Below are 26,760 nucleotides of genomic sequence, written 5' to 3' on the forward strand. Positions count from 1 at the left end.
GTCATGCGCTTTCTGCAATCGCCGTCTTGCCCGCATCCGCGGCCTGATCGCGGCCCAAATGCGAAGCAATTGCGGCGTCGTTAAGTCCGATACCCCTCAGGAGAAACTCACAGAGCTGCCGCTCCAGATCGTTCGCCTTGCCGTAGACGAGGCAGGGCGTGGCCGGCAGCCTGGTCAGCGCAGCCATCATCACCGAATGATGCGCGAACCAGAACAGGTTGAGCGGATCGCCGCTGAACGGCCGCGCGTCACCGCTGGCAACCGCGCGCTCGAGCGAGGCGAGGAAGACCGCCCCGATCAGCTTCTCGATCTTGGCATATAGCAGACGGGCGAATTCGCCGTCATCCAGATGGCTGGTGGCCATCAGTCGCAGGCGCTGCGCCTCCTCCTGATCGGGCCCGTCGGCGATGTGGAGGAAATGCTGGACCATGCCGCGGATCAACTCGACCAGCGTGGCCGTCGAGGGCTCCCGCTCGAGCAGGTCCGTCAGTGCCGGATCGGCTTCGCACTCGTCGCTGAGGATCTCGGCGTAGAGCGCCGCCTTGGACGGAAAATGCTTGAACAGCAGCGCCTCGGAAATGGCAGCGGCGGCCGCCACGCTCTTGGTCGTGGTGCCGGTATAGCCGTGTCGGGCAAAGCAGCGTTTTGCGGCACCGAGGATCAATTGACGCCTCAGGTCGCTCGTCATTCGCAGTGAGCTCATGTTAGTGAGTAAGCACTCACCCACGCAAAAGTCAAGCAGAATGCTGCGACGCAACCTACGTGGGTGCAAACTTGTTGGAAAATGGTCACACTTCCCCGCCCGGAGGGCCCGGAACGTTGCTCAGGACGGAGCCAAGCAGGGCTAGATCGGCTGGAAGCCGAGATCGCCACGGATCCGGTTGACGATGTAAGTCCCGTCCCGGACTGGGAGAATCCGGTCCAGGCTGGCGCTATCGATCTTCACATTGGCAAATCGCGGCCCCGCCGAGACGTTGTGGACGGCTTTGGCGAAGGCCTCGACCTCGGCCATGGTCGAGATCGCGCGGGCGTCCCCGATGCCGCAGGCCCTGGCGACGCCGACGAGGTCGGCAGCTGCGGAGGTGTGGCTGGTCTGGCCACCGGTCTCGCCATAGGCCTCGTTGTCGAGCACCACGATCGAGAGGTTGGACGGCTTCTGCAGGCCGATGGTGGCAAGGCTCCCCATCCCCATCAGCATCTCGCCGTCGCCGGTGATGACCAGCACCGGCAGTTTTGGTTGCGCCAGCGCCAGACCAAGCCCGATCATCGCCGCGCCGCCCATGCCGCCCCAGAGGTAGAAGTTGCGCGCGTGGTCGCCAGCGGCACACATGTCGTTGGTGGAGGCCCCGAGGCCGCCGATTGCGACGACGTTCTTGCGGTTCGCAAGCAGGGTAGACACCACCTGGCGGCGGTCGAGGAGATTGGCCTTGCTCATTTGGTGAAAACCTTGGCGCCGATCAGGCGCTGCGACAGCAGGACGGCGGTGGGCGTGAGCGCGTTGTAGGCCTGCGCTGCGGCCGCCTCCAGCACGGCCGGCACCTCGGCCGCATTGGACGCGCGCAGCACCTGGACGCCAGAGAGCTCGAACACGCAATGCGTGGTCGATCCCATCGGCACCTGCCATGGATTGAACTCGCCCCACTCGCCGCGCATGGTCACGAGCGTCAGGAACGGAAAGCGCAGGATCGGGATCAGCGACAGCATGTTGATGCAATTGCCGACCCCGCTCGACTGCATCAGAAGCACGCCGCGCTGTCCGCCGGTCCAGGCCCCGGCCAGGAGCGCGACGCCCTCCTCCTCCGTCGTCAGCGGAATGCCGCGCATCGTGGTTGAGGCCAGCACGCGCTGAATCAACTTCGAATGGCCGGCGTCGGGCACGTAAGGCGCCTGCCGGACGTCGAAGCGTTGCAATGTCGCGAAAATATCGTCGGGCCAATTCGGGGCCGTGTCGGCAGCGTCAGCGCGGGCGTGCATTTTCCTGTCCGGTCGGCTTGCAAATCACGACACGACTGTAGACGGTGAGCCGAGCCGCTCGAAAGAGCGAAAACAGCATATCGGTCTCAACCGGCGAGTATGGCGGCGATGAACGCAAGTGCGAAAGAACTGGCGGCCAATTTCGATCTGGAGAAGCTGACACCCGAATTCTACGACGATCCCTACCCGACTTATCGTGCACTGCGGGAAAACGAGCCGGTCAAGCGCCTCCCCAACGGCACTGTGTTCCTGACCCGCTATGACGATCTCGTCACCACCTACAAGAACACAAAGTCGTTCAGTTCGGACAAGAAGCGCGAGTTCGCGCCGAAATACGGCGACACCCCGCTTTACGAGCACCACACCACGAGCCTCGTCTTCAACGACCCGCCCGCCCACACCCGCGTGCGCCGCCTGATCATGGGCGCGCTGTCGCCGCGCGCGATCGCGGGGATGGAGCCCGATATCGTCAAGCTGGTCGACGGCCTGCTCGATGCCATCGCCGCCAAGGGGGCTTGCGAGCTGATCGACGACTTCGCCGCGTCGATCCCCATCGAAGTGATCGGCAATCTGCTCGACGTTCCCCACGACGAACGCGAGCCGCTGCGCGACTGGTCGCTGGCGATCCTCGGTGCACTCGAGCCGGTGGTGTCGCCCGAAGTGGCTGCGCGCGGCAACAAGGCGGTAAAGGACTTCCTCGCCTATCTCGAAACCCTGGTCGCGCGCAGGCGCCAAAAGCCCGGCAATCCCGAGCGTGACGTGCTGACGCGCCTGATCCAGGGAGAAGGCAACGGCGAGGAAAACGGCGAGCGGCTGACGGAGAAGGAGCTGCTGCACAACTGCATCTTCCTGCTCAACGCCGGGCACGAGACCACCACCAATCTGATCGGCAACGGCCTCGTCGCGCTGCACCGGAATCCGGACCAGAAGCAGCGGCTGATCGAAAACTCCGACATGATCAAGACTGCCGTCGAGGAGATGCTGCGCTACGAGAGCTCGAACCAGCTCGGCAACCGCATGACGACAGAGAAGATCGAGCTCGGCGGCGTCATGCTCGACGCCGGCACGTCGGTGACGCTGTGCATCGGGGCGGCCAACCGCGATCCCGCCCAGTTTCCGGAGCCCGAACGCTTTGACATCGCGCGCACGCCGAACCGGCATCTCGCCTTCGCCACCGGCGCGCATCAATGCGCCGGCATGGCGCTGGCGCGACTCGAAGGCGCGATTGCGATCTCGCGCTTCCTGGCGCGCTTCCCGAACTATGCCGTGAGCGGCCATCCGGTGCGGGGCGGACGGGTGCGGTTCCGCGGCTTCCTGAGCGTGCCCTGCTCTATAGGTTGAGGCCCGCGGGCATCGTTTCGAACGAGCGACGCATTATCTGTTAGAATGCGTAAGACACGTGAGCTGGAGTGACGAATGAGTAGTCCGCCAGTCGCTGATTTCATCTCGAGGGAGGCGCGCTTCGGCGCCCGCAATTACGAGCCGCTTGGCGTTGTCCTGTCGCGCGGCGAAGGCGTTTTCGTTTGGGACACCCAGGGCAACCGATATCTGGATTGCCTCTCCGCCTATTCGGCGGTCAACCAGGGCCATTGCCACCCGAAAATCCTGGCCGCCATGGTCGAGCAGGCCGGCCGATTGACCCTGACCTCGCGTGCATTCCACAACGACCAGCTCGCTCCCTTCTACGAGGAGATCGCGGAACTCACCGGCTCTCACAAGGTGCTGCCGATGAACAGCGGAGCCGAAGCCGTTGAGAGCGCGATCAAGTCCGTGCGCAAATGGGGCTATGAGGTGAAGGGGGTGCCCGACGGGCAAGCCGAGATCATCGTCTGCGCCAACAATTTCCATGGACGCACCCTCGGCATCGTCGGCTTCTCGACCGACGCGGCCACGCGCGAACATTTCGGCCCCTTTGCGCCGGGCTTCAAAATCATTCCCTTCGGCGATCTCGCCGCGCTGGAAGACGCAATCACGCCGAACACCGTCGCCTTCCTGGTCGAACCCATCCAGGGCGAAGCCGGAGTCATCATTCCACCGGCAGGCTATTTCACGGGGGTGCGCGAGCTCTGCACGGCGCACGACGTGATGCTGATCCTCGACGAGATCCAGACTGGACTCGGCCGCACCGGCAAGCTGCTTGCGGAACAGCACGAGGGCATCGAGGCGGATGTGACGCTGCTCGGCAAAGCTTTGTCCGGCGGTTTCTATCCCGTCTCGGCCGTGCTTTCCAACAACGAGGTCCTCGGCACGCTGAAACCAGGTCAGCATGGCTCAACATTCGGTGGCAATCCGCTCGCCTGCGCGGTGGCGCGGGCGGCGCTCCGCGTTCTCGTCGAGGAAGGGATGATCGAGAACGCTGCGGTGCAAGGTGAGCGCTTCCTGAAAGGCCTCAGAAGCATCCGCGCCAACACGGTGCGCGACGTGCGCGGACGCGGGCTGATGCTGGCGGTCGAGCTCAACCCTGAAGCCGGCCGTGCGCGCCGCTACTGTGAGGCTCTGCAGACCGAAGGCATCCTCGCCAAGGATACCCACGAGCACACGATCCGCTTCGCCCCGCCGCTGGTGATTACCAGTGACCAGGTTGATTGGGCCTTGGAGAGAATCGCTGCCACCCTGACGCAGGATTTCGCCTGAGCTCTGCCTGCGTCGGAAGACCGCAAGGCCGCGGGCAGTCAACAACGAACGATTTCGCCACCTGCGCGTTGAACGGTTCCGGGCGACTGGGACGAGCGTGGAGTTGCGATCATGCTTCCGCGTGCCGTGTGCCTTTCGGCGTTTTTGGTCGGTGTGTCGATGCTCACGGCGAGCGTCGGTGCGTCCGCCCAGGACCATCATGGTCGGGGTGGGCCGCCGGGAGCGGCTGCCCGACCGGCAGCGCCGCCTGCGATGGCCCGACCGGCGGCGCCACCTGCGATGGCGCGTCCCGCTGCGCCGGCATTTCATCCTCCGGCCATGCCGCAGCGACCGGCCATGGCGCCGAGTCCGGCGCCTCGCATGGCCTCACCGCCACCGCGCCCGGCCCCGCACTTCGCGGCACCACCGCAGCGAGCTGCCCCGCACGTGGCGGCACCGCGACCTGAATTCCATCGCGCGCCGGCAGCTCCGCAACGTCCGGCGATGGCACCGCCGCCGACGCCGCATATTGCCGCCCCCTCACACCCCAGCGCGCCGCCGGCCGTGAGCGAGCGGCCGGAACGGCCGCGCGAGACGCTGTCGCGCCAAGCCTCGGAACGCCAGGGCCGCATCGACCGCTTGCAACAGCGTGTGCRGACATTGCAGTCGCAAAAGCCGGAAGGCGCGGGAGCGCAACGCGAGCAGCAGCGATTGCTGCAGTCGCAGAATAGGCTGCTGGAGCGCGAGCAGCGCGTACAACAGCGTGAGCAGCACGTCGAGCAGGGACAGCGCGAGATGCTGTCGCGCCAGACCGCGGAGCGCCAGACCCGCATCGATCGCCTCCAGCAGCGTGTGCAGACGTTGCAGTCGCAAAAGCCGGACGGCGCACGCGCGCAACGCGCACAAGAACGCGCGCTGCAGGCGCAGAACCGTCTGCTGCAGCACGAGCAACGGGCGCAGCAAATCGATCTGGCGCGCCAGCAGAGGCTGGGGCTGCAGGCCCCCGCTGCATCAGTTGCAGCGGCGGCCGCCGCGCGCGGGCGGTTTGCCGCGCACTTCCGCGAGCGGGCGGCCGGACAAACCCAGGCGGCCCTCGTCGCCCGCCACAGCGGCTGGGCTCCCCGGCAGGCCTGGCGACACCGCCATCCCGCGGTGTTCGTGGCATGGCTTGGGCCCGTGTTCTGGCCTTACGCCTATTCCGACATTTTTGACTACACGTTCTGGTCCTATGCCTACGAGCCCGGCTATTGGGCGTACGCGTATGACGACTTCGTYGACACCATGTTCTGGGGCGATGACAGCCCCTATTCCGCCTATGCCAGCACCAACCCGAATGACTATCCGCAAGCCGGCGGCGGCACCCGCGCGCGCCAGCGCGCCAGCGTGAGCCCGCAAACGCTGCAGCAATTGTGCGGCACACCGGACAAGGGCGTCACCGCTTGGCCGCTTGACGATATCACGCGGGCAGTGCGGCCGACGGCGGAGCAACGCGCGCTGCTCGACGCGTTGAAGACCGCGGCGGCCAACGCCGCCGGTGTTTTCAAGGACTCCTGCGCAGAGACATATGCACTGACGCCGCCTGGCCGCTTGCGGGCGATGATGAACCGCGTCAGCGCGACACTGGATGCTGTCAAGATCGTGCGACCGGCACTGGAGACTTTTTACAACTCGCTCAGTGACGAGCAGCAGGCCCGCTTCAACGCGCTCGGCCCCAAAATCGGCGACCGCTCGCCTCGGCAGCAGGAAGCCAATGCCCAGGAAGCCAGTGCCGAAGGCTGCGGCGATCCGAAGTCCGGCCTGACCCAGTTGCCGATCCAGAGGATCGAGGCTGTCCTCCACCCCGCGGGCAAGCAGAAGGAAGCGCTCGACCGCCTCGGCGAGGCGACGGCGAAGGGCGTTGAGGGCCTACAGGCGGCCTGTCCGAACGATGTACCGCTGACGCCGGTCGGACGACTAGAGGCGATGCAGCACCGGCTCGAGGCCATGCTTCAGGCCGCCAAGCTGGTCGAGCCCGCCCTGGACGAGTTCTATGCCACGCTGAGCAGCGAGCAGAAGGCGCGCTTCAACACGCTGCAACAGCTCGCAGGCCCGTGACGGCAGCAGCGTCGCATTCCCTCGTTGCAATGTGCGCAGCGGCCGAGCGACGCGGGGTGCCATCATCGCCCTGCTCCACAGTTCGGCCAGAACATACGTGTCCGGGCCGCTTCTCTCTGTGAGAAATGCGGTGGCACGGAATGCAAACAACCGCCTCGCCTTGACCTCACGCGACGGAAATCGTCTTCGGTCCAGCGTCAGTCGCGGTTGGGATCGCTTGAGGCCGCTCTTTCTCATCCGAGCTGATGGCGCTGCATTGCTGGGAGTGAGCAGACAACTCAAGATCGGCCAGGTGGTCCCAGTATTCTGCTTCTGCGAGCAGCTTCCATTTGTTCATGCTGTTGTACGCGGCCTGTTGGCGGCACAGCGAACTCATCGCACGCAAGCGCTGCACTCTCTCCACTGCCTCCACTGCGAACCTCCCTTCGCGCCAGCTTGTTTACAAGCGCACTTATGTTGTCACAATTTCGCAGATTGAATTGACGAGTGATAGTCCGGTGTTTGACGGTCAATCGATGATAGCGCAATCGTCTGACTTTTCACCGACGTGAGCAGCTCCAGCCTGAGAGCTAGTCGAAGTTCTCAGCGCCGTAGCCCCTTCGGCCAGCGCTGTACGCAGGCACGCAACAAGACTCGCGTCGGACGACGGGTTCCCAAGTCGCTGGTGCATTCCATTTCAGGACTGAAATCTTAATTGTCAGCGGCCTTCCCGGGATAGTGGTTAGCTGGCGATTAGACCGGGCCGGACAAGGTTTGATCCCGAAACTATTTTGGCCCGGCACATTGGACTGCAAGACCGCCTTCGGGCGGTCTTTCCTTATTGCCGCAATAGAACGGGCCTGGGGCTGGAACACGCCGGGGCCTCCGGCAAAAGTCGCTAGCCTTGCCCCGCCGATCACAACAATGGCCCCGACGATTGCGCGCCGGGGCCATTCAAGATCATCAGGCGTGGGTACATCCGCCGTGCCTGCCGATCGTTGATGCCACTGATTACCGCATCCGATCTGGCGCAGACCGTGGCGAGGCTGCGGCATCGGGATGATATCATTCTGCCTGAAAGCTGACGGCTGTCCACCTCTCGTTGGTGGTACTCCAACCGGCTCGCTGAGCGAGCCCGCCGCTTCGGTGCCGTGAAGGGGAAGGCGCGCTTCAACACGCGGCAACAAGTCGCAAGCCCGTGAGGACAGCGCGCGTGGGAGCTAGACCACCGTCCTGTGCCGCGTAATGCACGTGCGCAGCACCTCGTCCATCGGCTTGCTCCACCAGTCGTTGGAGAAGATCTCGATCTCCGAATAACCGGCATAGCCTTGCGCTTCGACAGCGGCGCGCGCCGATTTGATGTCGATCACGCCGTCGCCCATCATGCCGCGGTCGTTGAGGATGTCCCTGGTCGGCACCAGCCAGTCGCAGACATGGAAGGCCAGCAGGCGATCCTTGCCGGCACGCGCGATCTGGGCCATCAGCTCCGGATCCCACCAGATGTGATAGACGTCGAGCGCGACGCCAAGCATGCCGCTGCGGCCCGGGTCGAGCCGATCGCAGATGTCGAGCGCCTGTTTCGTCGTGTTCACGCAGGCGCGGTCGGCAGCGTAGGCCGGATGCAAGGGCTCGATCGCCAGCGGCAGCTTTGCCTGTCTGGCATAGTCGAGCATCTCGGCGAGAGCCTCCTCGACCTGACCGCGCGCTGCGACGATGTCCTTGGACGCCTCGCTGCCCGGCCGCGAATATTGCGGCAGACCGCCGACGACGAGAACGATGCAGGGCGCGCCCAGCGCCTTGGCTTCGTCGACGCAGCGGCGGTTGTCGTCGCGCACTTCGCCGCGACGCGATGCGTCCGAGGTGAACATGCCGCCGCGGCAATAGCCCGACAGCTCGAGGCCGGCGTCGCGCACCGCGCGTGCGGCGCGGTCGAGACCGACGGCAGCGACCTGATCGCGCCAGGGGTCGATGGCGCGGATGCCATGCTTCGCACAGGCGTCGATGATCTCGACGAGGTCACCCTGCTTGCGGACCGTCGCCGTGTTGAGCGACAGCCAGCGATGGTCGGACGAAAAATCGCGCATCAGGAGTCCAGCCCGTGAGAGGCCAGCACTGTTTTCATGCGACGGGTCGCCAGTTCGGGGTTGGCCAGCAGCCCGGCCTGATCGGCGAGGCGGAACAGCTCGGCCAGATGCAGCATCGAGCGCGCGCTCTCCTGTCCCCCGACCATGGTGAAATGATCCTGGTGGCCGTTGAGATAGGCCATGAACACCACGCCGGTCTTGTAGAAGCGCGTCGGCGCCTTGAAGATATGACGCGACAGCGGCACGGTCGGCCCCAGCACGTCGTGGAAGCCGGCCTCGTCGCCTGCCGCGAGGCGTGACAACGCATAAGAGGCAGCCGGCGCGATGGCATCGAAGATGCCGAGCAGTGCGTGCGAAAAGCCCTGGTCGTCGCCGGCGATTAGCTCCGCGTAGTTGAAATCGTCGCCGGTGTACATCTTGATGCGCTTGTCCAGGCGCCTGCGCATGTCGATCTCGCGCTGCTTGTCGAGTAGCGAAACCTTGACGCCGTCAACCTTGGCCGCGTTGTTGTTGATGATGGCCACCGCAACGTCCATCGCCTTGTCCAGGTCCTTGGTGCCCCAATATCCGGTCAGAGCGGGATCGAACATATCGCCGAGCCAGTGGATGATCACGGGCTCGCGGACCTGCGACAGCACGCGGTTGTAGACCTTGGCGTAATCGTCGGCGCTGCGGCCGAGTTTTGCGAGAGCACGCGACGCCATCAGGATGATGCGGCCGCCGACCTTCTCGACGGCCGAGAGCTGCTCCTCATAGGCGCGAATGACGTCGTCGAGGCTCTTGGCATCCTCGACCGCAAGATGATCCGTACCTGCGCCGGAGAACACCAGCGCATTGCGCCGCTTGGCGGCACCGACCGAACGTGTGATCAGCTCCAGCGAGGTCGGCCAGTCCAGCCCCATCCCACGCTGCGCGGTGTCCATGGCTTCGGCGACGCCGAGGCCGAGGTCCCAGACATGCTCGCGGAAGGCGATGGTCTTGTCCCAGTCGATGGCAGCCGAGAGCCAGGGATCGTTGTCCGCAAAGGGATCGACAACCGTGTGCACGGCCGAGAACGCGATGCGGTTCAAAGGTCCTTCGAGCTTCGCGGGGAACGTTCGCGACGCCGCGAGCCGGTAGGTCTCGATCGAACGATCCGCTTTCGGGAGCTTGAGCGACAATGACGACATTGGTTGGACGGGTTTGTTCATGATTTCAGACCTCTCCCCGTCATTGCGAGGAGCGAAGCGACGAAGCAATCCAGACCGTCGCCGCGGAGGGACTCTGGATTGCTTCGCTTCGCTCGCAATGACGGCTTGGTAAACATCGCGGCTTATCCAACTGACCTCAGGCCTCGATCGGGGCGACGTCGATCCAGCGCCGCTCCTTCCAGCTCTTCAGCGCGCATTCGGCGAGTTGCACGCCCTTGACGCCTTCGAGCAGCGTGAACTTGTAGGGCGCGTCCTCGTAGACGTGGCGGATGAACATCTCCCACTGCTCCTTGAAGCCGTTGTCGTAGGTGACGTTGTCAGGCAGCTTCTGCCAGTCGCCGTAGAAGTCGTGCAGCCGCTTCTCGTCGGGATTCCACACCGGCCGGGGCGTTGCCTGCCGCGCCTGGATCATGCAATCCGACAGGCCCGCGACCGCCGAGCCGTGTGTGCCGTCGACCTGGAAGGTGACGAGGTCGTCGCGATAGACGCGCGTCACCCAGGACATGTTGATGTGCGCGATGACGCCGCCCTCGAGCTGGAAGGTCGCGTAGGCGGAATCATCCGCGGTCGCCTTGTACTTCTTGCCCTGCTCGTCAAAACGCTCGGGGATGTCGGTGTTGCCGATGCAGACCACGCTCTGGACGTTGCCGAACAGGTTGTCGAGCACGTAGCGCCAGTGGCAGACCATGTCGAGGATGATGCCGCCGCCGTCCTCGTCGCGGTAGTTCCAGGACGGCCGCTGCGCCTCCTGCCAGCCGCCTTCGAACACCCAATAGCCGAATTCGCCGCGCACCGAGAGGATGCGGCCGAAGAAGCCGGAGTCGCGCAGGAAGGCGATCTTCTTCAGGCCCGGCAGGAACAGCTTGTCCTGCACCGTGCCATGCTTGACGCCCTTTGCGTTGGCGAGCTTGACGACCTCGAGCGCCTCCTCGAAATTCGTCGCGATCGGCTTCTCGCAATAGACGTGCTTGCCGGCGTTGATGGCCTGGGTCAGCAGACCGGGCCGCGCCTGCGTGGTCGCGGCGTCGAAGAACATGGTGTCGTTCTTGTCCGCGAGCGCAGCATCGAGATCGGTGGTCCAGCGCGTGATGTTGTAGCGCTTGGCGAGGGCTTCGACCTTGTCGGCGCTGCGGCCGACCAGGATCGGATCGGGCATCACGCGGTCGCCGTTCTTCAGCCGGACGCCGCCCTGCTCGCGAATCGCGACGATCGAGCGGATCAGATGCTGGTTGAGACCCATGCGGCCGGTAACGCCGTTCATGATGAGGCCGAGGCGTTGGGTGGTCATGCCAATTACTCCCAAGGTGATTTTGGCTGTTCGAGCGGGCGGAGCGCCGACCAGTCCGGATGGACCGACGTCGCAAAGCCCGTTGCATGGAGCGATCCCGTCAGGAGATCGCCGTTTTGAATGGAGAGGCGGATGCCCTGCCCGGCATCGGCGTAGAGATCGGGATGGGCGAGCGCGAAAGCCTGCGCTTCAGCGGTCGGCGTCTCGCCAAATCCGTCGACATAGTGATGGCCGTTGCGCTCCGCATGGGTGACGCCGATGAAGGCGCCGAGCGCGAGATCCTGCTGCACGGCAAGGCCGGCCTGGCAGGTCAGGTCCTCGCCCGTCACGAAGAACCGCGCGCCGCCCGCGCTCCATTTCGACGCGCGCGTCGCGTTGACGATGGATTTGTAGAGGCCCTTGCAGGACTTCGAGGAAATGCCGCAATAGCCGCGCGCACGCGCCGCCGGGAAGGCATCGTAGGAATCGTCGGCCTCGTCGATGATGAAGCCGTGCGCGGCGAGCGAGCCGAGCGGGCATTGCCGGGTGATGTCTCGCGGCATCGGCTGTTCGACATAGAGCAAGCGCGAGGCGATCGGGCGCAGCGCGGAATCACGATCAAGCCGATCCATCAGTGCCTGTAGTGCGGCAAGATCGGCGTACTGCTCGTTCGCGTCGAGCGTCACCTTGTAGTCGCGCCCGAGCGTGTCGAGTTCCTTGCCGATCCGCGCCAGCCGTCCTGCATCGGCAGCGGGATCGCCCGACAGTTTCAGCTTGAAGTAATACGCACCGGCGTTCTCGCGTGCATCGGCAACACCGCCCTCACCTTCGACGGTATCGTCGAGGCCCACGGTGTGCCTGATGGCAACGCGCGGCAGCGGCTTCCGGCCGGCGAGAAACGCCGTGAGGTCCGCTTCCTTGAGGTCCGGCGAAAGCCGTGCATCGATGCCGGCAATGTTGCCGGCCATCCCGTCGAAAAAGTTGGTCTCGCCTGCGCGGAGCAGTGCGTCGAGGATCGCCTTGTCGATCTCCGCCGGGCCATAAGCCGCCGCAAGCGCTGGAATATTCTTCTTTGCACAAGTCGCGACCTGGGCACCGATGCACGAGGCATGCAGATCGAACGCCGTCAAGAATCCAGTCCGCGCAAGATAAAGGCCCCGCGCAATTTCCAGCGAACGCCGCAGGCCGTCGACCGTCTGCGCCGGCGACAGCTCCGGCCGCTTGTCGAACCATTTTGGCACCAGCAGCTCGGCACTGGCGCCGACCGCATTCCCGCTGCCCTCGACCTCGATCTCGACCCGCACGAACAGCTGCGGCGTTGCATTGATGGTGATCGCGCCAAAGCGGAACGGCCGCGCAAAATGCACGGGACGTTCAAAGAACGCGATGTCTCGCAGCTTCAGGCGCGGCGCCATGACTTTAATCCAGCGAACCTTGCGAGAAAAAATGCCTGCGGATGCGTTGCACGAGCTCGGTGAAGACAGGATCGGCCATTACATCGAGCGAGCGCGGGCGCGGCAGCGGCACGTCGTAGATCGCCGCGATCGCGCCGGGCCGCTCGGTCATGACCAGCACGCGGTCGGCGAGGAACACGGCCTCGGGAATCGAATGCGTGATCAGGAGCACCGTCTTCCTAGTCTCGCGCTGGATCCGCATCAGCTCGACATTCATGCGCTCGCGCGTCAACGCGTCGAGTGCGCCGAACGGCTCGTCCATCAGCATGATCTTGGGATCGTGCACCAACGCGCGACAGATCGAGGCGCGCTGCTGCATGCCGCCCGAGAGCTGCCAGGGCAGCTTCTTCTCGAAACCTTCGAGGCCGACCAGCTTCAACAGCGCCTTGGCGCGATCGAGATAGTGTTGTCGCGGCAGCCGCTTCATGTCGATCGGCAGCATCACGTTCGCGAGGATGTTGCGCCAGGGCAGCAGCAGCGCGTTCTGGAAGACGATGCCGACATTGCCGTGCGGCTTCGTCACCTTCTCACCCTCGACCAGGACCTCGCCTGATGTCGGCGGCAGCAACCCCGAGATCAGCTTGAGTAGCGTGGACTTGCCGCAGCCGCTTGGGCCGACCACGACGAAGAACTCGCCGTCATTGATGTGGAAGTCGAGCGGACGCAGCGACGGCACGTCGCCGTCGCGCGTCCGGTAGGTTTTCGACACGCCGGACAGTTTGATGCCCGACGCATCGCCGGCAGCCCGGTCGCTCACCAGTYTCAGATGCGCGGCGTGCTGCACGATTTCGCTCACGACTGCGGCTTGCTTCACGATCCGCTCTTCGGCAGATAATCGTTGGTGTAGAAGGCCTTCGGGTTCTCCTTGGCCTTGGCATCCAGTCCGCCATATTCGACCATCAGATTGACGGAGTCCGTCATGTTCTGGTCGGTGACCTGGAACGGCCGCTTGCTCTTGGTCTCCGCGGTCCGGTAGAGCGGAATGGTCAGCTCAAAGCCCTGCGTCAGGGTGTCGATCTTGCCGCCCTTGGGGTTGGCATCGAGGATCGATTGCGCAGCCGCTTTCGGCTCCTTCTCGGCGGCTTCGACCGCCTTGGTCGTCGCCGACATGAAACGGCGGACGAGATCGGCATTGGCCTTCACATAGTCGGCGTTGGCGATGATGCCCGAGGAGACCATGTTGATGCCGTAGTCAGCGAACTTGATCGGATAGACGTCCTTGCCGGTGGCGTCCTTGATCTTCATCGACTGGTCCATGACGTAGCCGAGCAACAGATCGGCCTGGCCGTTGATGACGGCGTTGAGCTTGGTCTGGCCGTCGCCGGCAACGGTCTGGAAGTCGCTTTCCTTCAGGCCGGTCTTCTTCAGGAACAGCGGCCAGATCTGGGTCATGGAATCGGCCGGCGTGATCGCCACCGTCTTGCCCTTGATGTCCTCCGGCTTCTTGATGTTCTTGTCGGCAAAGCCCATGGCGGACATCGGGCTGGTCTGGAGCAGCACGCCGGTCGCGACGACAGGTGCGCCCTTGATCGCGGCGCGCATCATGGTGGGGACGTCGACATAGCCGAAATCGGCGGTCTTGGCGGCCACGGCCTGCGTGGTCGCAGCCGAGCCGCGGCCTTCCTGGATTTCGAGGTCGATGCCKTCGGCCGCGTAAATGCCCTTGGCTTTGCCGTAATAGAACGGCGCGTGCTCGCCATAGACGTACCAGTTCAGCATCAGCACGACCTTGTCGGCGGCCTGCGCGGGCATCGCCGCAAACACCATCAGCGCAGCCGAGACAGCTCCTATCCACCGCTTCATCGTTTCTCTCCCTTGCCCTTGTTGCGTCGGCCGTTGATGGCCGTTCGTTGCCTTAGTTTTTGTTACGAGGCGAAAATCACGTCTTCACGCTGGCTGACATGCCAGGGAATGACCAGCTTCTCGATCCGGTCCACGATCCAGAACAGGATCACGCCGAGCAGCGCCAGGATCACCAGCGCCGCGAACATCGTCGGCAGATCGAACGTGCCGATCGAGCGCTGCATCACGTAGCCGATGCCGGAATTGGAGCCGACGAACTCGCCGACGACGGCGCCGACCACGGCAAGCGTCACCGACACTTTGAGGCCTGAGAAGATCGCCGGCAGCGCATGCGGCAGGTTCACCGCGAGGAAAACCCGGAACCGGCTGCCCTGCATGGCGCGGGCGAGATCGACCATATCAGGATCGACCGATTTGAAGCCCTGCACGGCGGAGACCACCACCGGGAAGAAACCGAGCAGGAAGGCTGAAATCACTTTGGGAATGATGCCGAAGCCAAACCAGACCACGAACAGCGGCGCGATCGCGATCTTCGGCACGGATTGCGAGAACACCAGCAGCGGATAGACATAGCTCTCCACCGTCTTCGAGCCCGCGATCAGCATCGCGACGGGAATGCCGAACAGCGCCGACAGCAGGAAGCCGCAGACGGTGGCATAGGTGGTCGGCCAGGACTGGCGCAGCAGTTCCGGCCATTCGGTGCGCAGCACCGCGACGACGTCGGCCGGCGCCGGGATCTGATAGGCGGGAATTTTGAACAGCCGGATTGCGAGGTCCCAGGCGACGACGATGAAAACCAGGAACAAAAACGGCCGGACCCAGGCCGCATTCAGCATCTTGGATACCGCACCTTGCGGCTTCAACTCAGCCACGTCTCACTCCCGGCATTCTTCTTCGTTCGGGGGAGAAATTAACTCGTTGGATAAATACTGTCCAGAGCTTTCCCTGTGACGTTTTGTGCCGGTTCCTGGCCTCCTCTCGTGTCCCGGACGTGCTGCTGCGCTACGTCCGGGGCACGAGACCGCCTCACCCTCGGTGTCATTCCCCGCGAAGGCGGGGAATCCAGTACGCCGCGGCTTCTCGGTTCAATCTCAACCGTCTCTGGAATACTGGATTGCCCGCCTTCGCGGGCAATGACGGCGGAGATTGAGGAAACGACGGACGATTGGTCCGCCAACGCGCGGACTAGGCCGCTAAACCGTCTGCGCGACCGCGCTGCGCGACTTCGGCGCCTTGGCGATCTCGAACAGCGCGGTCGATCGGCCCGTCAGCGCGGCCAGCACGAGGCCGACCATGTGCGAAAGCCGTTCGTCCTTGGCTTTCTTGTCCAGCAGGTCGCGGCCGAAGATCACGCTCAACGTGGCCGAATTGGAGAGATAGAAGAAGCAGAGCCCCGCGATCGAGATGTAGAGCTGCACCGGATCGACCGCGACCTGGAAGTCGCCGCTGTCGACGCCGCGCAGCACCACGGTGCGGATCATCTCGACGAAGGGCGAGTGCATCGACTTGACCTTGGTCGAGCGCTTGAGGTGCTTTGCGCGCGCGAGGTTCTCGGTCTGGAGCAGCGACAGGAATTCCGGGTTGCGCAGGAAGTAGTTCCAGGTGAACTCGATCAGGCGCCGGATCGCTTCGGGCGGATCGAGATGCTCGAGATCCAGCCCCCGCTCCTCGCTGCGGATCTTGTCATAGGCGCCTTCGAGCACCGCGAGATAGAGCTCGTCCTTGTTGCCGACGTGATAGTAGAGCATGCGCTTGTTGGCGCCGGCCTTCGCCGCGATGCGGTCGACACGCGCGCCCGCGAGCCCGTGGGTGGAGAATTCCTGCTTGGCAGCCTCGAGAATGCGCAGCCGCATCCCCTCGGGGTCGCGCTGCCATTTCAGAGTTCGCTTTGCCGTTGCTTTCGCCAAACCGGGTGCCCGCTGGGTGATCGTCCAGATCGCATTTATCATGCGCGAGGCCCGCCGCATAGTTTCGTCATTGCGAGCGCAGCGAAGCAATCCAGACTGCCACCGCGAAGACAGCCTGGATTGCTTCGTCGCAAGAGCTCCTCGCAATGACGAACGGGAGGCCGCCCCCTCAATCCGCCGGCTTCGGCGAGCGCTCCAGCAGCACCGTCTGGATCCCGCAGGTCCCATTCCGCACCGTCATGATCCGCGTGCCCGGCTTGCGGCCGTTGCGCACCTCGGTGACGTCGAGGCCGGCGGCGAGCAGGCGGGCGCGCGTGGCGTCGATGTCGGCGACCCGCCAGCTCAGGCCCCAGAGACGGTCATGCACGGAATCCCCGCCCGCCACGGGGCGGCGCACCACTTCGACGATGAGGTCGCCGCAGCGGAAGAACATCAGCTGGCCCCAATCCTGGTGCGAGCGGTCCAGTGCGAGATCAAGGCCGAGCCGCGCGCCATAGAGCGCAGCGGCGCGGTCGGAATCCTCGGTGGTGACCACGACGTGGTCGAGCCCATCGATCGGCGCGATGTCGGTCGCAGTCGACAGCGGCCGCTCCTCGGCGAGCTCGAGGAAGAACATGCGCACGCCGCGCGTCAATTCGGTCGCGGCACGCGTGCGTTTCCAGTGCAGGACTGCGCCGCTCGCGACGTCGCTGCTTTCGACCTCGGCGACCGGATCAGGCCTCAAGGCCACCCGCTCCAGCCGCCGGTGCATCTTGCCCATGTCTGCGACACGAAAGCACAGGCTGGCGAGCACGCCCTCGCGGTCGTCGAGCAGCGCGCGGATCCGGTCCGCCGCAACGTTAAAGCCGCTCGGCGCCATCAGCTCGATCGTCACGTTCGCAAGCGTGAACAGCACGCGATCGGCGCCCTCGCCGGAATTCTGCCAGGCCGGCGCGCGCCCGAGCAGCGTCTGATACGCCGCCTTGGCCGCACCGATATCGCTCACCAGGGCAACGATGTGATCGAGGCCGGTGATCATCATTCCCCCCTTTGATCGACCTGGAACCATATTCCGAAGGACGGCGTTTGTCCGGGCTTGGCATGGACCGGTGATGGTCGTATTCCGGCCCCATGCCGACCTCAAGCGCTCGGGCGGCAGATTTGCGAATAATTTCAGCGTCCCCAGAGCGGAACCGGTGTTAGAGTAAGCCCGCCGGCCGGGACCACCCAGCGCATCACGGACAACCAATGCAGGCTCTCTTTATCGGTCAGACCTATATCGACGTCGTCTTCATCACCGACCACATGCCGACCGGCGACGAAAAGCACGTGGCAACCGACTACGCGGTCTCCTTCGGCGGCAACGCGGTCACGGCGGCGTTCTGCTGCGCCAAGCTCGGCATCGTGCCCGATCTCATCGCCACGGCGGCCAATGACTGGCTGGGGCGGATGTTCCAGGACATGTGCGCGAAATACGCGATCTCGCTGCACGGGCGGAAGGTGAACCAGTCCTCGCTGTCCTTCATCATGCCCAAGGACGGCAAGCGCGCCATCGTCCGCTGCCGCGACGACGAGCACATCCATCCGTTCCCCATGCTCAATCTCGGCGGCTGCCGCGCCCTGCACATCGACGGCCATCAGCCCGATGCCGCGATCCACTATGCAAAAGTCTGCCGCGAGGCCGGCATCCTGACCTCGCTCGACGGCGGCGGCCTGCGCACCAACACGCATGAGCTGCTCGCATTCATCGACGTCGCCATCGTCGCCGAACGCCTATGCGAGCAGATGGACCTGACGCCCGAGAAGATGCTCGACTACCTCAAGAGCCGCGGCTGCAAGATCGGCGGCGTCACCATGGGTGAGAAGGGTCTGCTCTGGTACAATGAAACGGGTGCGGTCGAGGTCATGCCGGCGATGCCGATCCCGCGCGAGCGCGTGATCGACACCAACGGCGCCGGCGACGTCTTCCACGGCGCCTATGTCTATTCCTACCTCGCCCATCCCGGCAAAAGCTGGCGCGAGCATTTTGATTTTGCCCGCGCCGCCTCGACCTTCAAGATCCAGCGCCTCGGCAACGAGGCCGGGCTGCCGACCCTTGTGGACATCGCCAAAGTCAGGCACGAGTTCGAAGTCAGGGTCTAGGGTTTTGTAAGGGCATATCATGGGGCGCGTCTTTATCGCCGGCAGCATCAACATGGATGTGGTGGCGACCGCCGATCGCCACCCCAAAGTCGGCGAGACCGTCGCCGGCCGGCAGGTGCTGTATTTTCCTGGCGGCAAAGGTGCAAACCAGGCCGTCGCGGCGTCGCGACTCGGCGTGAAGACCACGCTGATCGGCCGGCTTGGCAAGGATTCATTTGGCGCTGAGTTGCGGATGTTCCTCGGTGCGCAGGGCATCGAGCTCGGCTCTGTTCGGGACGCCGACACGCATAGCGGCACCGCGATCATCACGGTGGCGGCCTCCGACAACACCATCGTCGTCATCCCCGGCAGTAATGCGCTGGTCAGCGCCGACGATGTCGCGAACGTTCCGCTGGCGAAGGGCGATGTGGCCGTCAGCCAGTTCGAGATTCCGCTGCCGACGATTGCCGCCTTCTTCCAGCGCGCCCGTAGCGCCGGCGCCACGACGCTGCTCAACCCGGCACCGGCGCAAAAGATGTCCGCCGAGCTGCTGGCGCTCGTCGACATCCTCGTGCTGAACGAGACCGAGCTCGGCTTCCTCGCGGGCGTGGAGCTCTCCGACGGCGACGAGGCCGCAACAATCATCGACGTCGCGCGACAACTTCAGGCACGCGAGGACCAGATCATCTGCGTGACGCTCGGCAAGCGGGGCGTGCTCGCGCTCGCCGGCCGCGAGGAATTCGCGGTGCCCGGCCGCGTGGTGAAAGCGGTCGACACCACCGGCGCCGGCGATTGCTTCGTCGGCGCGCTCGCGGCGCAGCTGGCGAAGGGCGTGTCCTTGCGTGCCGCGCTCGCCTTCGCCAACGCGGCCGCCTCGATCAGCGTGCAGCGGATGGGCGCCGGGCCGTCGATGCCGACGGCCGCGGAAGTCGCCGCGGTCGTCAAGGCCAGCTGATCAGGCCAGCGCGCTCTTCAGGTCGAAGCCTTCGTCCGCGGCCTGCTCCGGCGTGATCGAGCGCTCCAGTCCGAACAGGCGTCGGCCGAACATGTGGTCGCCGGCACGGTTGACCGACTCGATGCCGAGCAGTCTGTCGCCCTTGTAGCAGAACGCCGAGAACGCTTTCTTCTCGGGATCGCCACGCAGCACGACGCGGTCGTAGCCGGTGGTCAGCCCCGCCATCTGGAGCTTGTCGTCGCCCTGGTCGCTCCAGAACCAGGGATGACTGTCGTAGGCCTTGCGGTCGCCGGTCAGCCGCGCCGCGAGGCAGCGGGCGTGATCGGTGGCGTTCTGCACCGATTCCAGCCGCTGCGATCCGCCGAAGCGCGGACTGGCGAACAGCGCGCAGTCGCCGATCGCGGAGATGCCAGGATCGGACGTCGAGAGATATTCGTCGACGATGATGCCGGCGGCGACGGCAAGCCCCGCCTCCGCCGCAAGCTCGATGTTCGGCAGCACGCCGACACCGACCACGACGAGGTCGGCCGGCAGATGCCTTCCATCGCTCAAGGAAACGCCGGTGACCTTGCCGCCCTCAGCCTCGATCGAGGTTGCCTGCACACCGAGGTGAATGCGGATGCCGGCCTCGCGATGCCGCGCCTGAAAATACTCCGAGACCTCCGCCGTCACCGCGCGCGCCATCACGCGCGGGGCGAGTTCGAGCACGTCGACCTCGAGCCCCTTGATCCGCGCGGTGGCCGCGAATTCCAGGCCGATGAAGCCGGCGCCGATGATCACCGCGCGCTTCTTCGACGGCATGATCTTCCGCAGCGCCTCGCTGTCGTCGAGGATGCGTAAGTATTTCACGTCGGGCAAATTCGCATTCGGCAAATCAAGCAGCCGGTTGCGCGCGCCCGTGGCCAGCACGAGGTGGCCGTAAGGCAGCGTCTCGCCGGATGCGAGATGCACCTTGTGGCCGGCGCGATCGATCGACACTGCGCGGCCTGCGATCAGCTCGATCTTCTGATCCTGGTAGAATTTCTCCGGCCGGAACATCAGGCTCTCCGGCCCGGCCGAGCCCTTGATATAGGCCTTGGACAGCGGCGGCCGCTGATAGGGCAGATGCGCCTCGTCGTTGATCAGGCAGACGCGGTCGGAAAAGCCCGCCTGGCGCAGGGATGCCGCGACCTGGTAGCCGCCATGGCCGGCTCCGACAATGATCACCGGACCACCCGTCATTGGAACAGCCCATTTCCGGAGACACGAGCGTCACCCATGTCGTCTCCTCTCTCGCTGATATTGGCTTGGCTTGCCCAGGAGGAGCCGGCGCTCGTGTCCGTTCCTAAACGAAGGCGGCCCATTTGAGCCCATCATTCCGTCCTGCGCAAGAGCGGCATGCGGGGATTGTCACCCCCGACCTTCTGCGATTTAGTTGCAGCAACGACCTCATGCCGGGGATATTCCAGATGCCAGCTCCCGTCTCCAAACCCGACGATCCCGCCCTGCTGCGGATCGACGGCCCGATCGCAACCATCACGCTCAACCGCCCCGCCGCGTTCAACTCGGTCAACCTTGCAATCGCGCAGAAGCTCGAACAGCTCGCGGCCTATCTCGAAGGCGCCGACGACATCAGGGTCGTCGTGCTCGAAGGAGAAGGCCGCGCCTTCTCGGCCGGCGGCGATCTGCAGACGATCGGCGCTGCGGCCGAAACCGGCACGGTCACGCCGGTCGTTGGCGAGCTGCTGAAGCATTATCACGCCTTCATCGAGATCATCCGGCGCATGCCAAAGATCTCGCTGTCCAGCGTGCACGGCTCGGCGGCCGGCGCCGGCATGGGCCTCGCCTTCGTCACCGATCTCTGCATCGCCGCGGAGGATGCCAAGTTCACGCCGGCCTATGCCAAGATCGGGGTATCGCCGGACGGCGGCTCGACGGTCGGGATCGTCGGTACGGTCGGATCGAGACGTGCGCTCCAGATCTTCCTGTCGGAGGACAATTTTACCGCGCAGCAGGCCTATGAATGGGGCCTGGTTGCGAAGGTCGTCCCCGCCGCGGAGTTGAAGGCGGCCACGCGAAAACTCGCCGAGCGCCTGGCGCAGAATCCGCCGGCGGCGATCGCCGGCACCAAGTCGCTGGTCTACCAGGCCGCGACCACGCCGGTGAAGCAGCAGCTCGATGCCGAGGAGCACAAGATCATCATGGCGATGAATACGGAGGATTTCCGCGCCGCCGTGAAGAAATTCACGAGCAAGGGCAAGTGAGCGTGCCGGCACCGGCGCGCTCGTTCTGCGGCCTGCGCCACGGCGCGACCGACTGGAATAGGCAGGGGCTGTTTCAGGGACGAACCGACAACCCGCTGAACGCGGACGGCCTTGCGCAGGCGCACGAGGCCGCGGACATGTTGCGCGGGATCGGCATCAGCCGAATCGTCGCGAGCCCGCTGGTGCGCGCGGCACGAACGGCCGAGATCATCGCAGACGCCATCTCGGTGCCGCTCTCGATCGATGACGGCATCATCGAGTTCGATTTCGGAAGCTTTGAGGGCCTCCCCGTCCGCGACCTCATGATCAAGCACGGCGTCAACTCGGCGACGGGCCTCGTCTCGATCCTCCCCGCCGACGGCGAAAACTGGGACGCCATGACGGAACGGTCGCTGGCTTGCGTCTCCGCATGGCTCGACCGTCATCCTGACGACGATTTCCTGTTCGTCTGCCACGACGCGGTGATGCAGGGAATTGCGAAGTCACTGTGCGGCAGCTATTTCAAGAACAGCCACGGCACGCCGTTTCGCTACCTCCGTGAAGGCGGGCAATGGCGCGTCGAGTAGCTCGTCACTTAGGACAGATGTAGCCACCATCAGCAGCATGATCAGATGCGGATCGTTGCCGGCAATCGAGGTGATCATGTCGGCGATGTAACTCGCACCGCGTAAGTAAGCGAGCATCCAGCCGAAGGCATTGGCAGCGCCGATCGTGATCAGCGGCAGCGAGAAGATCAAGCCTGCAAGGCAGAAATCATATGGGATCTTTTTGATATGCCCGCGGTTCAGCGCGGGGATCACGACGACGACAATCCAGACCACCGCAACGACGCCGGCTTCCGTCGGCGTGAACCAGCCGGTGAGGATGCCGCCGAGCAAAATGACAGGGATCATCAGCGGCAGGGCGGCGTCACCCGCGGCGAACACCACCTGCCGCAGCGGCGCGCGCGGCTTGCGCAGGCCGGAAGGGCCGAAGAAGTAGCAATAGATCATCAACCCGAAGCCGATCATCAGCCCGGGCACCACCCCCGCCATGAACAGGCCGGCGATCGAGACGTTGCCGACCGCGCCATAGACCACCGCCGTAATGCTCGGCGGCACCAGTGCAGCGATGGTCGAAGCGGACGCGATGATCGCCGCAATGAAGGCGGGCTCGTAGCCCTCGCGTTTCATCGGGCCGCCCAGCGCACGGCTCATCACGGCGACGTCGGCAGTGGTCGAGCCCGACATTTCCGAGAAGAACATGCTGAAGACAACGACGACCTGCGACAGCCCGCCCCTGATGTGTCCGACCAGCGATACTGACAGGTTGGCTATTCGTACCACCACGTTGGCCGAGCTCATGAGCTCGCCGACCAGCAGGAAGAACGGGATTGCCAGCAACGCCTCGGAGTCCACGCCGTCAAATATCTTCTGGATGATCGCGGCCAGCGAGACATCGGAGAGGAGCGCACCAATGAACACGCCGGCCATCAGCGAGAACGGCACGGGCACGCCGAGATAGCCGAACGACAGGAAGCAGATCGACATCAACGCCAGGACAACGGGTGCGCTCACGGCTGCGCCCTCATCTGCACGTCCGTGATGACGGGCGCTCCGTCCTCTTCGGGCGGCTCGTGATGGTCAAAGCCGTTGCGCAAGCCGTTGACGAGCTGCTCGATGGTGAACAGGCCGATCAGCACGCCGGACAGCGGGATGATCGCATAGAGCGAGGCGATCGGAGTGCCCGACGGCAAGCGAAAGCTGCCGAAGCCGCGAAGATAGTTCTGATAGCCGTACCAGATCAGGCAGAAGGCGACGCCGAGCACGACGAGACGAATGATCACTTCGACGATCAGCCGCGCCGTGCCGTGCATCGCTTCGGAGATCGCGGTGAGATAGAGGTGATCGTTGCGCCGGGTCGCGACCGCGGTCCCGACGAAGATCGCATAGATGAACAGCGTCGAGGTGACTTCCTGGAGCCACAGCCAGGGGTGGCCGATGGTGCGTGTGACGATGTCGGCGGTGACCGACAGCGAGAAGCCGAAGCAGAGCACGCCGCAGAGGACCATCAGCGCAAGCTCGAGCCAGTCGAGCCAGCGCCATTTCAGGTGGCGTTGCCGTTGCACCAGCAGTTTGTCGGCGATGGACATTGTTGCTCCCGGCTGCAGCTTTCCGTCATGGCCGGGCTTGTCCCGGTCATCCACGCACTTGGTGCGGGCTCGAAGGAAGAACGTGGATGCCCGGGACATTTGGCGCGAAGGCGCGCTTCGCGCTTCTGCCCGGGCATGACGACTTTGCTGTAACTAGTTCACCGACCGGATCAAATTCTTGATCTTCTCGGCATGCGGGCCGAGCTCCTTGGCGAGCTTGTCGAGATAGGGGTCGGCGATCACCGTGAAGCTCTTCTTGTCGACGTTGTCGACGATCTTCACGCCCATCTTCTTCAGCTTGTCGGCCGCGGTGCGCTCGAGGTCGAACGCCTTCTGCGGCTCTTTCGTGCTGACCTCGTTGGCCGCCGCCTGCACCCACCCCTTCTGCTCCGCCGATAGGCTCTGCCAGAGCTTGTCGGAGACGAACACCAGCGCGTTGTTGGCCTCGTGCTCGGTGATGTTGAGGACCGGGGCGACCTCGTAGTGCTTGTTGACGAGGTAGACATTGATGCTGTTCTCGGCGACGTCGACGACGCCGGTTTGCAAGCTGGTGTAGACGCTGCCGAACGGCATGTGCACGGTCTGGGCGCCGTAGGCCGGGAACATCATGTCCTCGGTCGCGGTCGCCTGGACGCGGATCTTCAGCCCCTTGATGTCGCCGACATTGTGGATCTCCTTCTTGGAGTACATGTGGCGCACACCTTGCGAACCGGTCGCAATCACGTGCAGGCCCTGCGTGGTCTCGTCGATCATGGTCTTGAGCGCTTCGAACACGCGGGGATCGGCCAGCCCCTTGACCACGTGGTTCTCGTCGCGGAACAGGAAGTGCAGCGACATCACGCCGGCCTGCGGCGAAATCGTCGCGGTGTTGGCCGAGGAGATGATGGCGAATTCGATGTCGCCGGCCTTCACGAGCTGGAGCACCTGCGGCTCCTGCCCGAGCTGCGCGCCCGGATACTGGTCGATGATCATGGTGCCCTTGCTCAATTCCTTGAGCTTGTCGGCAAAGAGGTCGCCCGCGATGGAATAGCCGGTGTTGCGCGGCTGATCGTAGGCAAAGCGATAATGCTTCACCTCCTGTGCCCCGGCCCCGGTGACGAAAAGTACGGCGGCCATGGCCACCAACCCACGCATGGATCGTGCAATCATCGTTTCCCCCTGTTTTATCGCCCGCCGCTTGTGCGGTCTGAGCGCTCGTTCGGGTGGTTCGTCACCCCTTCTCAGTCTGCTTCCCAGTCCTCTGCATGAAATCGAAGTCGCAGCCCTCGTCGGCCTGCATGATGGTCTCGTTGAACAGCCAGGCGTAGCCGCGCCGCGCCTCATCGGGTGCTGCCGCCGGCTTCAATGCGGTGCGCCGACGCTCCAGCTCGGCGGCATCGACCAGCAGCTCGATGCTGCGCTTGGCAACATCCAGCCGGATCATGTCGCCGTTCTTCACCAGCGCGAGCGGTCCGCCGACGGCGGATTCCGGCGTGATGTGAAGCACGATGGTGCCGAACGCGGTGCCGCTCATGCGCGCATCCGAAATGCGCACCATATCCTTGGTGCCGCCGCGCGCGAGCTTCTTCGGGATCGGCAGATAACCCGCCTCCGGCATGCCCGGCGCGCCCTTGGGGCCGGCATTGCGCAGCACCAGCACGTCGTCGGAGTTCACGTCGAGATCGGGATGGTCGACCCGCAAGGTCATGTCCTCGACGGATTCGAACACCACCGCGCGCCCGGTGTGCTGCAACAGCTTGGGGCTCGCGGCCGACTGCTTGATGACGGCACCGCGCGGGGCGAGATTGCCGTGCAGGACGGCAAGGCCCCCTTCCTTCTTGATTGGATTGTCGCGCGGACGGATCGCATCCTGGCCAGGCACGTCCTCCGCATTCGCGACGACATCGCGCAGCGTCTGGCCGCTGATGGTCTTCGCGTCGAGATCGACGAGATCGCCGAGCTGCGCCAGCAATTTCGGCACGCCACCGGCGTGGTGGAAATGCTCCATGTAGTGTTCGCCCGACGGCTTGAGGTCGACCAGCACCGGCACTTCGCGGCCAATCCGGTCGAACACCTCGAGATCGAGGCGGTGGGGCGAGCGGTGCGCCATCGCCGTCAAATGGATCAGGCCGTTGGTCGAGCCGCCGATCGCCTGGAGCACGACCTGCGCATTCTTGAAAGACGCCGGCGTCAGCAATTCGCTCGGCTTCGGCCCCTTGGTCTTGGCCATCTCGGCGGCAACCCTGCCGCTCGCTTCGGCAAGGCGAAAGCGTTCGGCATGCGGCGCGGGAATCGTCGCGCTCATCGGCAGCGACAGACCCATGGCTTCGATCATGCAGGCCATGGTCGAGGCCGTGCCCATCACCATGCAGGTGCCGACCGACGGCGCGAGGCGGCCATTGACCTCCTCGATCTCGGCATCATCCATTTCGCCGGCGCGATACTTGCCCCAGAGACGGCGGCAATCGGTGCAGGCACCGAGCACCTCGCCCTTGTGATGGCCGACCACCATGGGACCGACGGGAATGACGACGGTCGGCAAATCAGCACTGATCGCGGCCATAACCTGCGCAGGAAGGGTCTTGTCGCAGCCGCCGATCACGATCACCGAATCCATCGGCTGGGCCCGGATCATCTCCTCGGTGTCCATCGCCATCAGATTGCGCAGATACATCGAGGTCGGATGCGCAAAGCTCTCGGCGATCGAAATGGTCGGAAACACGAACGGCATCGCGCCCGACAGCATCACGCCGCGCTTGGCGGCCTCGATGATCTGGGGGACGTTGCCGTGGCAGGGATTGTAGTCGCTATAGGTGTTGGTGATGCCGACGATCGGGCGCTCCAGCGCGTCGTCGGAATAGCCCATGGCCTTGATGAACGCCTTGCGCAGGAACAGCGAGAAGCCGGCATCGCCATAGCTCGTCAGACCCTTGCGCAAACCACTCGTCATCATACCGCTCCTTCTCGCTTGCCATTGTGCTACAGCC

Annotated in this window: 24 protein-coding genes and 1 pseudogene; 7 read left to right on the forward strand and 18 right to left on the reverse strand. The window is 64.4% G+C overall.

Features of this window, described 5'->3' with window-relative positions; translation table 11 throughout:
- Position 1: 1 nt before the first annotated feature.
- The 3 genes from AB4Z51_RS33745 to AB4Z51_RS33755 form a co-directional block, all read right to left on the reverse strand.
- Positions 2 to 703, reverse strand: a complete 702-nt coding sequence (locus AB4Z51_RS33745) for a TetR/AcrR family transcriptional regulator (RefSeq protein ID WP_085404399.1) — start codon at positions 701 to 703, stop codon at positions 2 to 4.
- A gap of 141 nt (positions 704 to 844) precedes the next feature.
- Positions 845 to 1,435 (reverse strand): thiamine pyrophosphate-dependent enzyme, encoded by a 591-nt coding sequence (locus AB4Z51_RS33750; protein ID WP_085404400.1) that lies wholly within the window; start codon positions 1,433 to 1,435, stop codon positions 845 to 847.
- Entirely contained in the window at positions 1,432 to 1,974 is a 543-nt protein-coding gene (locus AB4Z51_RS33755) for a phosphonopyruvate decarboxylase (protein WP_085404401.1), read from the reverse strand. Before AB4Z51_RS33755 ends, AB4Z51_RS33750 begins: the two co-directional genes overlap by 4 nt.
- A gap of 108 nt (positions 1,975 to 2,082) precedes the next feature.
- On the opposite strand from AB4Z51_RS33755, the gene AB4Z51_RS33760 reads away from it, so the two are divergent.
- From AB4Z51_RS33760 to AB4Z51_RS33770, 3 genes are all read left to right on the forward strand, one after another.
- Entirely contained in the window at positions 2,083 to 3,315 is a 1,233-nt protein-coding gene (locus AB4Z51_RS33760) for a cytochrome P450 (RefSeq protein WP_014496967.1), read from the forward strand.
- A gap of 75 nt (positions 3,316 to 3,390) precedes the next feature.
- On the forward strand, positions 3,391 to 4,608 hold the full coding sequence (gene rocD, locus AB4Z51_RS33765) for an ornithine--oxo-acid transaminase (RefSeq protein WP_085404402.1): 1,218 nt from the start codon (positions 3,391 to 3,393) through the stop codon (positions 4,606 to 4,608).
- Between the two features lie 543 nt (positions 4,609 to 5,151).
- Positions 5,152 to 6,681, forward strand: a complete 1,530-nt coding sequence (locus AB4Z51_RS33770) for a Spy/CpxP family protein refolding chaperone (RefSeq protein ID WP_441498842.1) — start codon at positions 5,152 to 5,154, stop codon at positions 6,679 to 6,681.
- Positions 6,682 to 6,847: 166 nt separating this feature from the next.
- Here AB4Z51_RS33770 and AB4Z51_RS33775 read toward each other — a convergent pair whose 3' ends face one another.
- The 10 genes from AB4Z51_RS33775 to AB4Z51_RS33820 form a co-directional block, all read right to left on the reverse strand.
- Positions 6,848 to 7,093: a hypothetical protein gene (locus AB4Z51_RS33775; protein ID WP_343287559.1), complete on the reverse strand. Its 246-nt coding sequence runs from the start codon at positions 7,091 to 7,093 to the stop codon at positions 6,848 to 6,850.
- Positions 7,094 to 7,880: 787 nt separating this feature from the next.
- Positions 7,881 to 8,744, reverse strand: coding sequence for a sugar phosphate isomerase/epimerase family protein (locus tag AB4Z51_RS33780; RefSeq protein ID WP_085404403.1), 864 nt, complete (start codon positions 8,742 to 8,744; stop codon positions 7,881 to 7,883).
- A complete protein-coding gene (locus AB4Z51_RS33785; RefSeq protein WP_085404404.1) occupies positions 8,744 to 9,934 on the reverse strand; it encodes a dihydrodipicolinate synthase family protein in 1,191 nt (396 codons plus the stop codon). The genes AB4Z51_RS33780 and AB4Z51_RS33785 overlap by 1 nt, the downstream gene beginning before the upstream one ends.
- 136 nt (positions 9,935 to 10,070) lie before the next feature.
- Entirely contained in the window at positions 10,071 to 11,222 is a 1,152-nt protein-coding gene (locus AB4Z51_RS33790) for a Gfo/Idh/MocA family protein (protein WP_085404405.1), read from the reverse strand.
- 5 nt (positions 11,223 to 11,227) lie between these two features.
- Positions 11,228 to 12,616, reverse strand: coding sequence for a hypothetical protein (locus AB4Z51_RS33795; RefSeq protein WP_085404406.1), 1,389 nt, complete (start codon positions 12,614 to 12,616; stop codon positions 11,228 to 11,230).
- A 4-nt stretch (positions 12,617 to 12,620) separates the two neighbouring features.
- Entirely contained in the window at positions 12,621 to 13,469 is an 849-nt protein-coding gene (locus AB4Z51_RS33800) for an ABC transporter ATP-binding protein (RefSeq protein WP_441498843.1), read from the reverse strand.
- Entirely contained in the window at positions 13,466 to 14,458 is a 993-nt protein-coding gene (locus AB4Z51_RS33805; RefSeq protein ID WP_441498844.1) for an ABC transporter substrate-binding protein, read from the reverse strand. Before AB4Z51_RS33805 ends, AB4Z51_RS33800 begins: the two co-directional genes overlap by 4 nt.
- A 62-nt stretch (positions 14,459 to 14,520) precedes the next feature.
- Positions 14,521 to 15,330 (reverse strand): ABC transporter permease, encoded by an 810-nt coding sequence (locus tag AB4Z51_RS33810; protein WP_071915912.1) that lies wholly within the window; start codon positions 15,328 to 15,330, stop codon positions 14,521 to 14,523.
- A 321-nt stretch (positions 15,331 to 15,651) separates the two neighbouring features.
- Complete coding sequence (locus tag AB4Z51_RS33815) at positions 15,652 to 16,407, reverse strand: TetR/AcrR family transcriptional regulator (RefSeq protein WP_193560924.1); 756 nt, start codon at positions 16,405 to 16,407, stop codon at positions 15,652 to 15,654.
- A gap of 127 nt (positions 16,408 to 16,534) precedes the next feature.
- On the reverse strand, positions 16,535 to 17,383 hold the full coding sequence (locus AB4Z51_RS33820; protein WP_135216305.1) for a VOC family protein: 849 nt from the start codon (positions 17,381 to 17,383) through the stop codon (positions 16,535 to 16,537).
- 209 nt (positions 17,384 to 17,592) lie between these two features.
- Between AB4Z51_RS33820 and AB4Z51_RS33825 the strand changes: the two genes are divergently transcribed.
- Positions 17,593 to 18,486 (forward strand): sugar kinase, encoded by an 894-nt coding sequence (locus AB4Z51_RS33825; RefSeq protein ID WP_014496984.1) that lies wholly within the window; start codon positions 17,593 to 17,595, stop codon positions 18,484 to 18,486.
- A gap of 19 nt (positions 18,487 to 18,505) precedes the next feature.
- Positions 18,506 to 19,420, forward strand: a complete 915-nt coding sequence (locus tag AB4Z51_RS33830) for a ribokinase (RefSeq protein ID WP_135216297.1) — start codon at positions 18,506 to 18,508, stop codon at positions 19,418 to 19,420.
- Here the strand turns inward: AB4Z51_RS33830 and AB4Z51_RS33835 are convergent, their stop codons facing one another.
- Positions 19,421 to 20,641 carry an NAD(P)/FAD-dependent oxidoreductase gene (locus AB4Z51_RS33835; protein ID WP_085404410.1) on the reverse strand — a complete coding sequence of 407 codons (1,221 nt, stop codon included), beginning with the start codon at positions 20,639 to 20,641 and terminating at the stop codon, positions 19,421 to 19,423. It abuts the gene before it with no gap.
- A gap of 227 nt (positions 20,642 to 20,868) precedes the next feature.
- Between AB4Z51_RS33835 and AB4Z51_RS33840 the strand changes: the two genes are divergently transcribed.
- Positions 20,869 to 21,663, forward strand: coding sequence for an enoyl-CoA hydratase/isomerase family protein (locus AB4Z51_RS33840; protein WP_085404549.1), 795 nt, complete (start codon positions 20,869 to 20,871; stop codon positions 21,661 to 21,663).
- Positions 21,660 to 22,229 (forward strand): histidine phosphatase family protein, encoded by a 570-nt coding sequence (locus AB4Z51_RS33845; RefSeq protein ID WP_085404411.1) that lies wholly within the window; start codon positions 21,660 to 21,662, stop codon positions 22,227 to 22,229. Before AB4Z51_RS33840 ends, AB4Z51_RS33845 begins: the two co-directional genes overlap by 4 nt.
- Here AB4Z51_RS33845 and AB4Z51_RS33850 read toward each other — a convergent pair.
- The 4 genes and pseudogenes from AB4Z51_RS33850 to AB4Z51_RS33865 all read right to left on the reverse strand — a co-directional run.
- Positions 22,209 to 23,219: pseudogene (locus AB4Z51_RS33850) on the reverse strand (TRAP transporter large permease subunit); the annotation flags it as partial. The gene AB4Z51_RS33845 and the pseudogene AB4Z51_RS33850 overlap by 21 nt on opposite strands.
- Positions 23,216 to 23,794, reverse strand: coding sequence for a TRAP transporter small permease (locus tag AB4Z51_RS33855; RefSeq protein WP_085404413.1), 579 nt, complete (start codon positions 23,792 to 23,794; stop codon positions 23,216 to 23,218). The gene AB4Z51_RS33855 and the pseudogene AB4Z51_RS33850, both read right to left, overlap by 4 nt.
- Before the next feature lie 153 nt (positions 23,795 to 23,947).
- Positions 23,948 to 24,943, reverse strand: a complete 996-nt coding sequence (locus AB4Z51_RS33860; protein ID WP_063984777.1) for a TRAP transporter substrate-binding protein — start codon at positions 24,941 to 24,943, stop codon at positions 23,948 to 23,950.
- Positions 24,944 to 25,004: 61 nt separating this feature from the next.
- Positions 25,005 to 26,723, reverse strand: coding sequence for an IlvD/Edd family dehydratase (locus tag AB4Z51_RS33865; protein ID WP_085404550.1), 1,719 nt, complete (start codon positions 26,721 to 26,723; stop codon positions 25,005 to 25,007).
- Positions 26,724 to 26,760 lie beyond the last annotated feature (37 nt).

The sequence above is a fragment of the Bradyrhizobium sp. 2TAF36 genome (genome assembly GCF_052114925.1).
Taxonomy (GTDB): domain Bacteria; phylum Pseudomonadota; class Alphaproteobacteria; order Rhizobiales; family Xanthobacteraceae; genus Bradyrhizobium; species Bradyrhizobium barranii.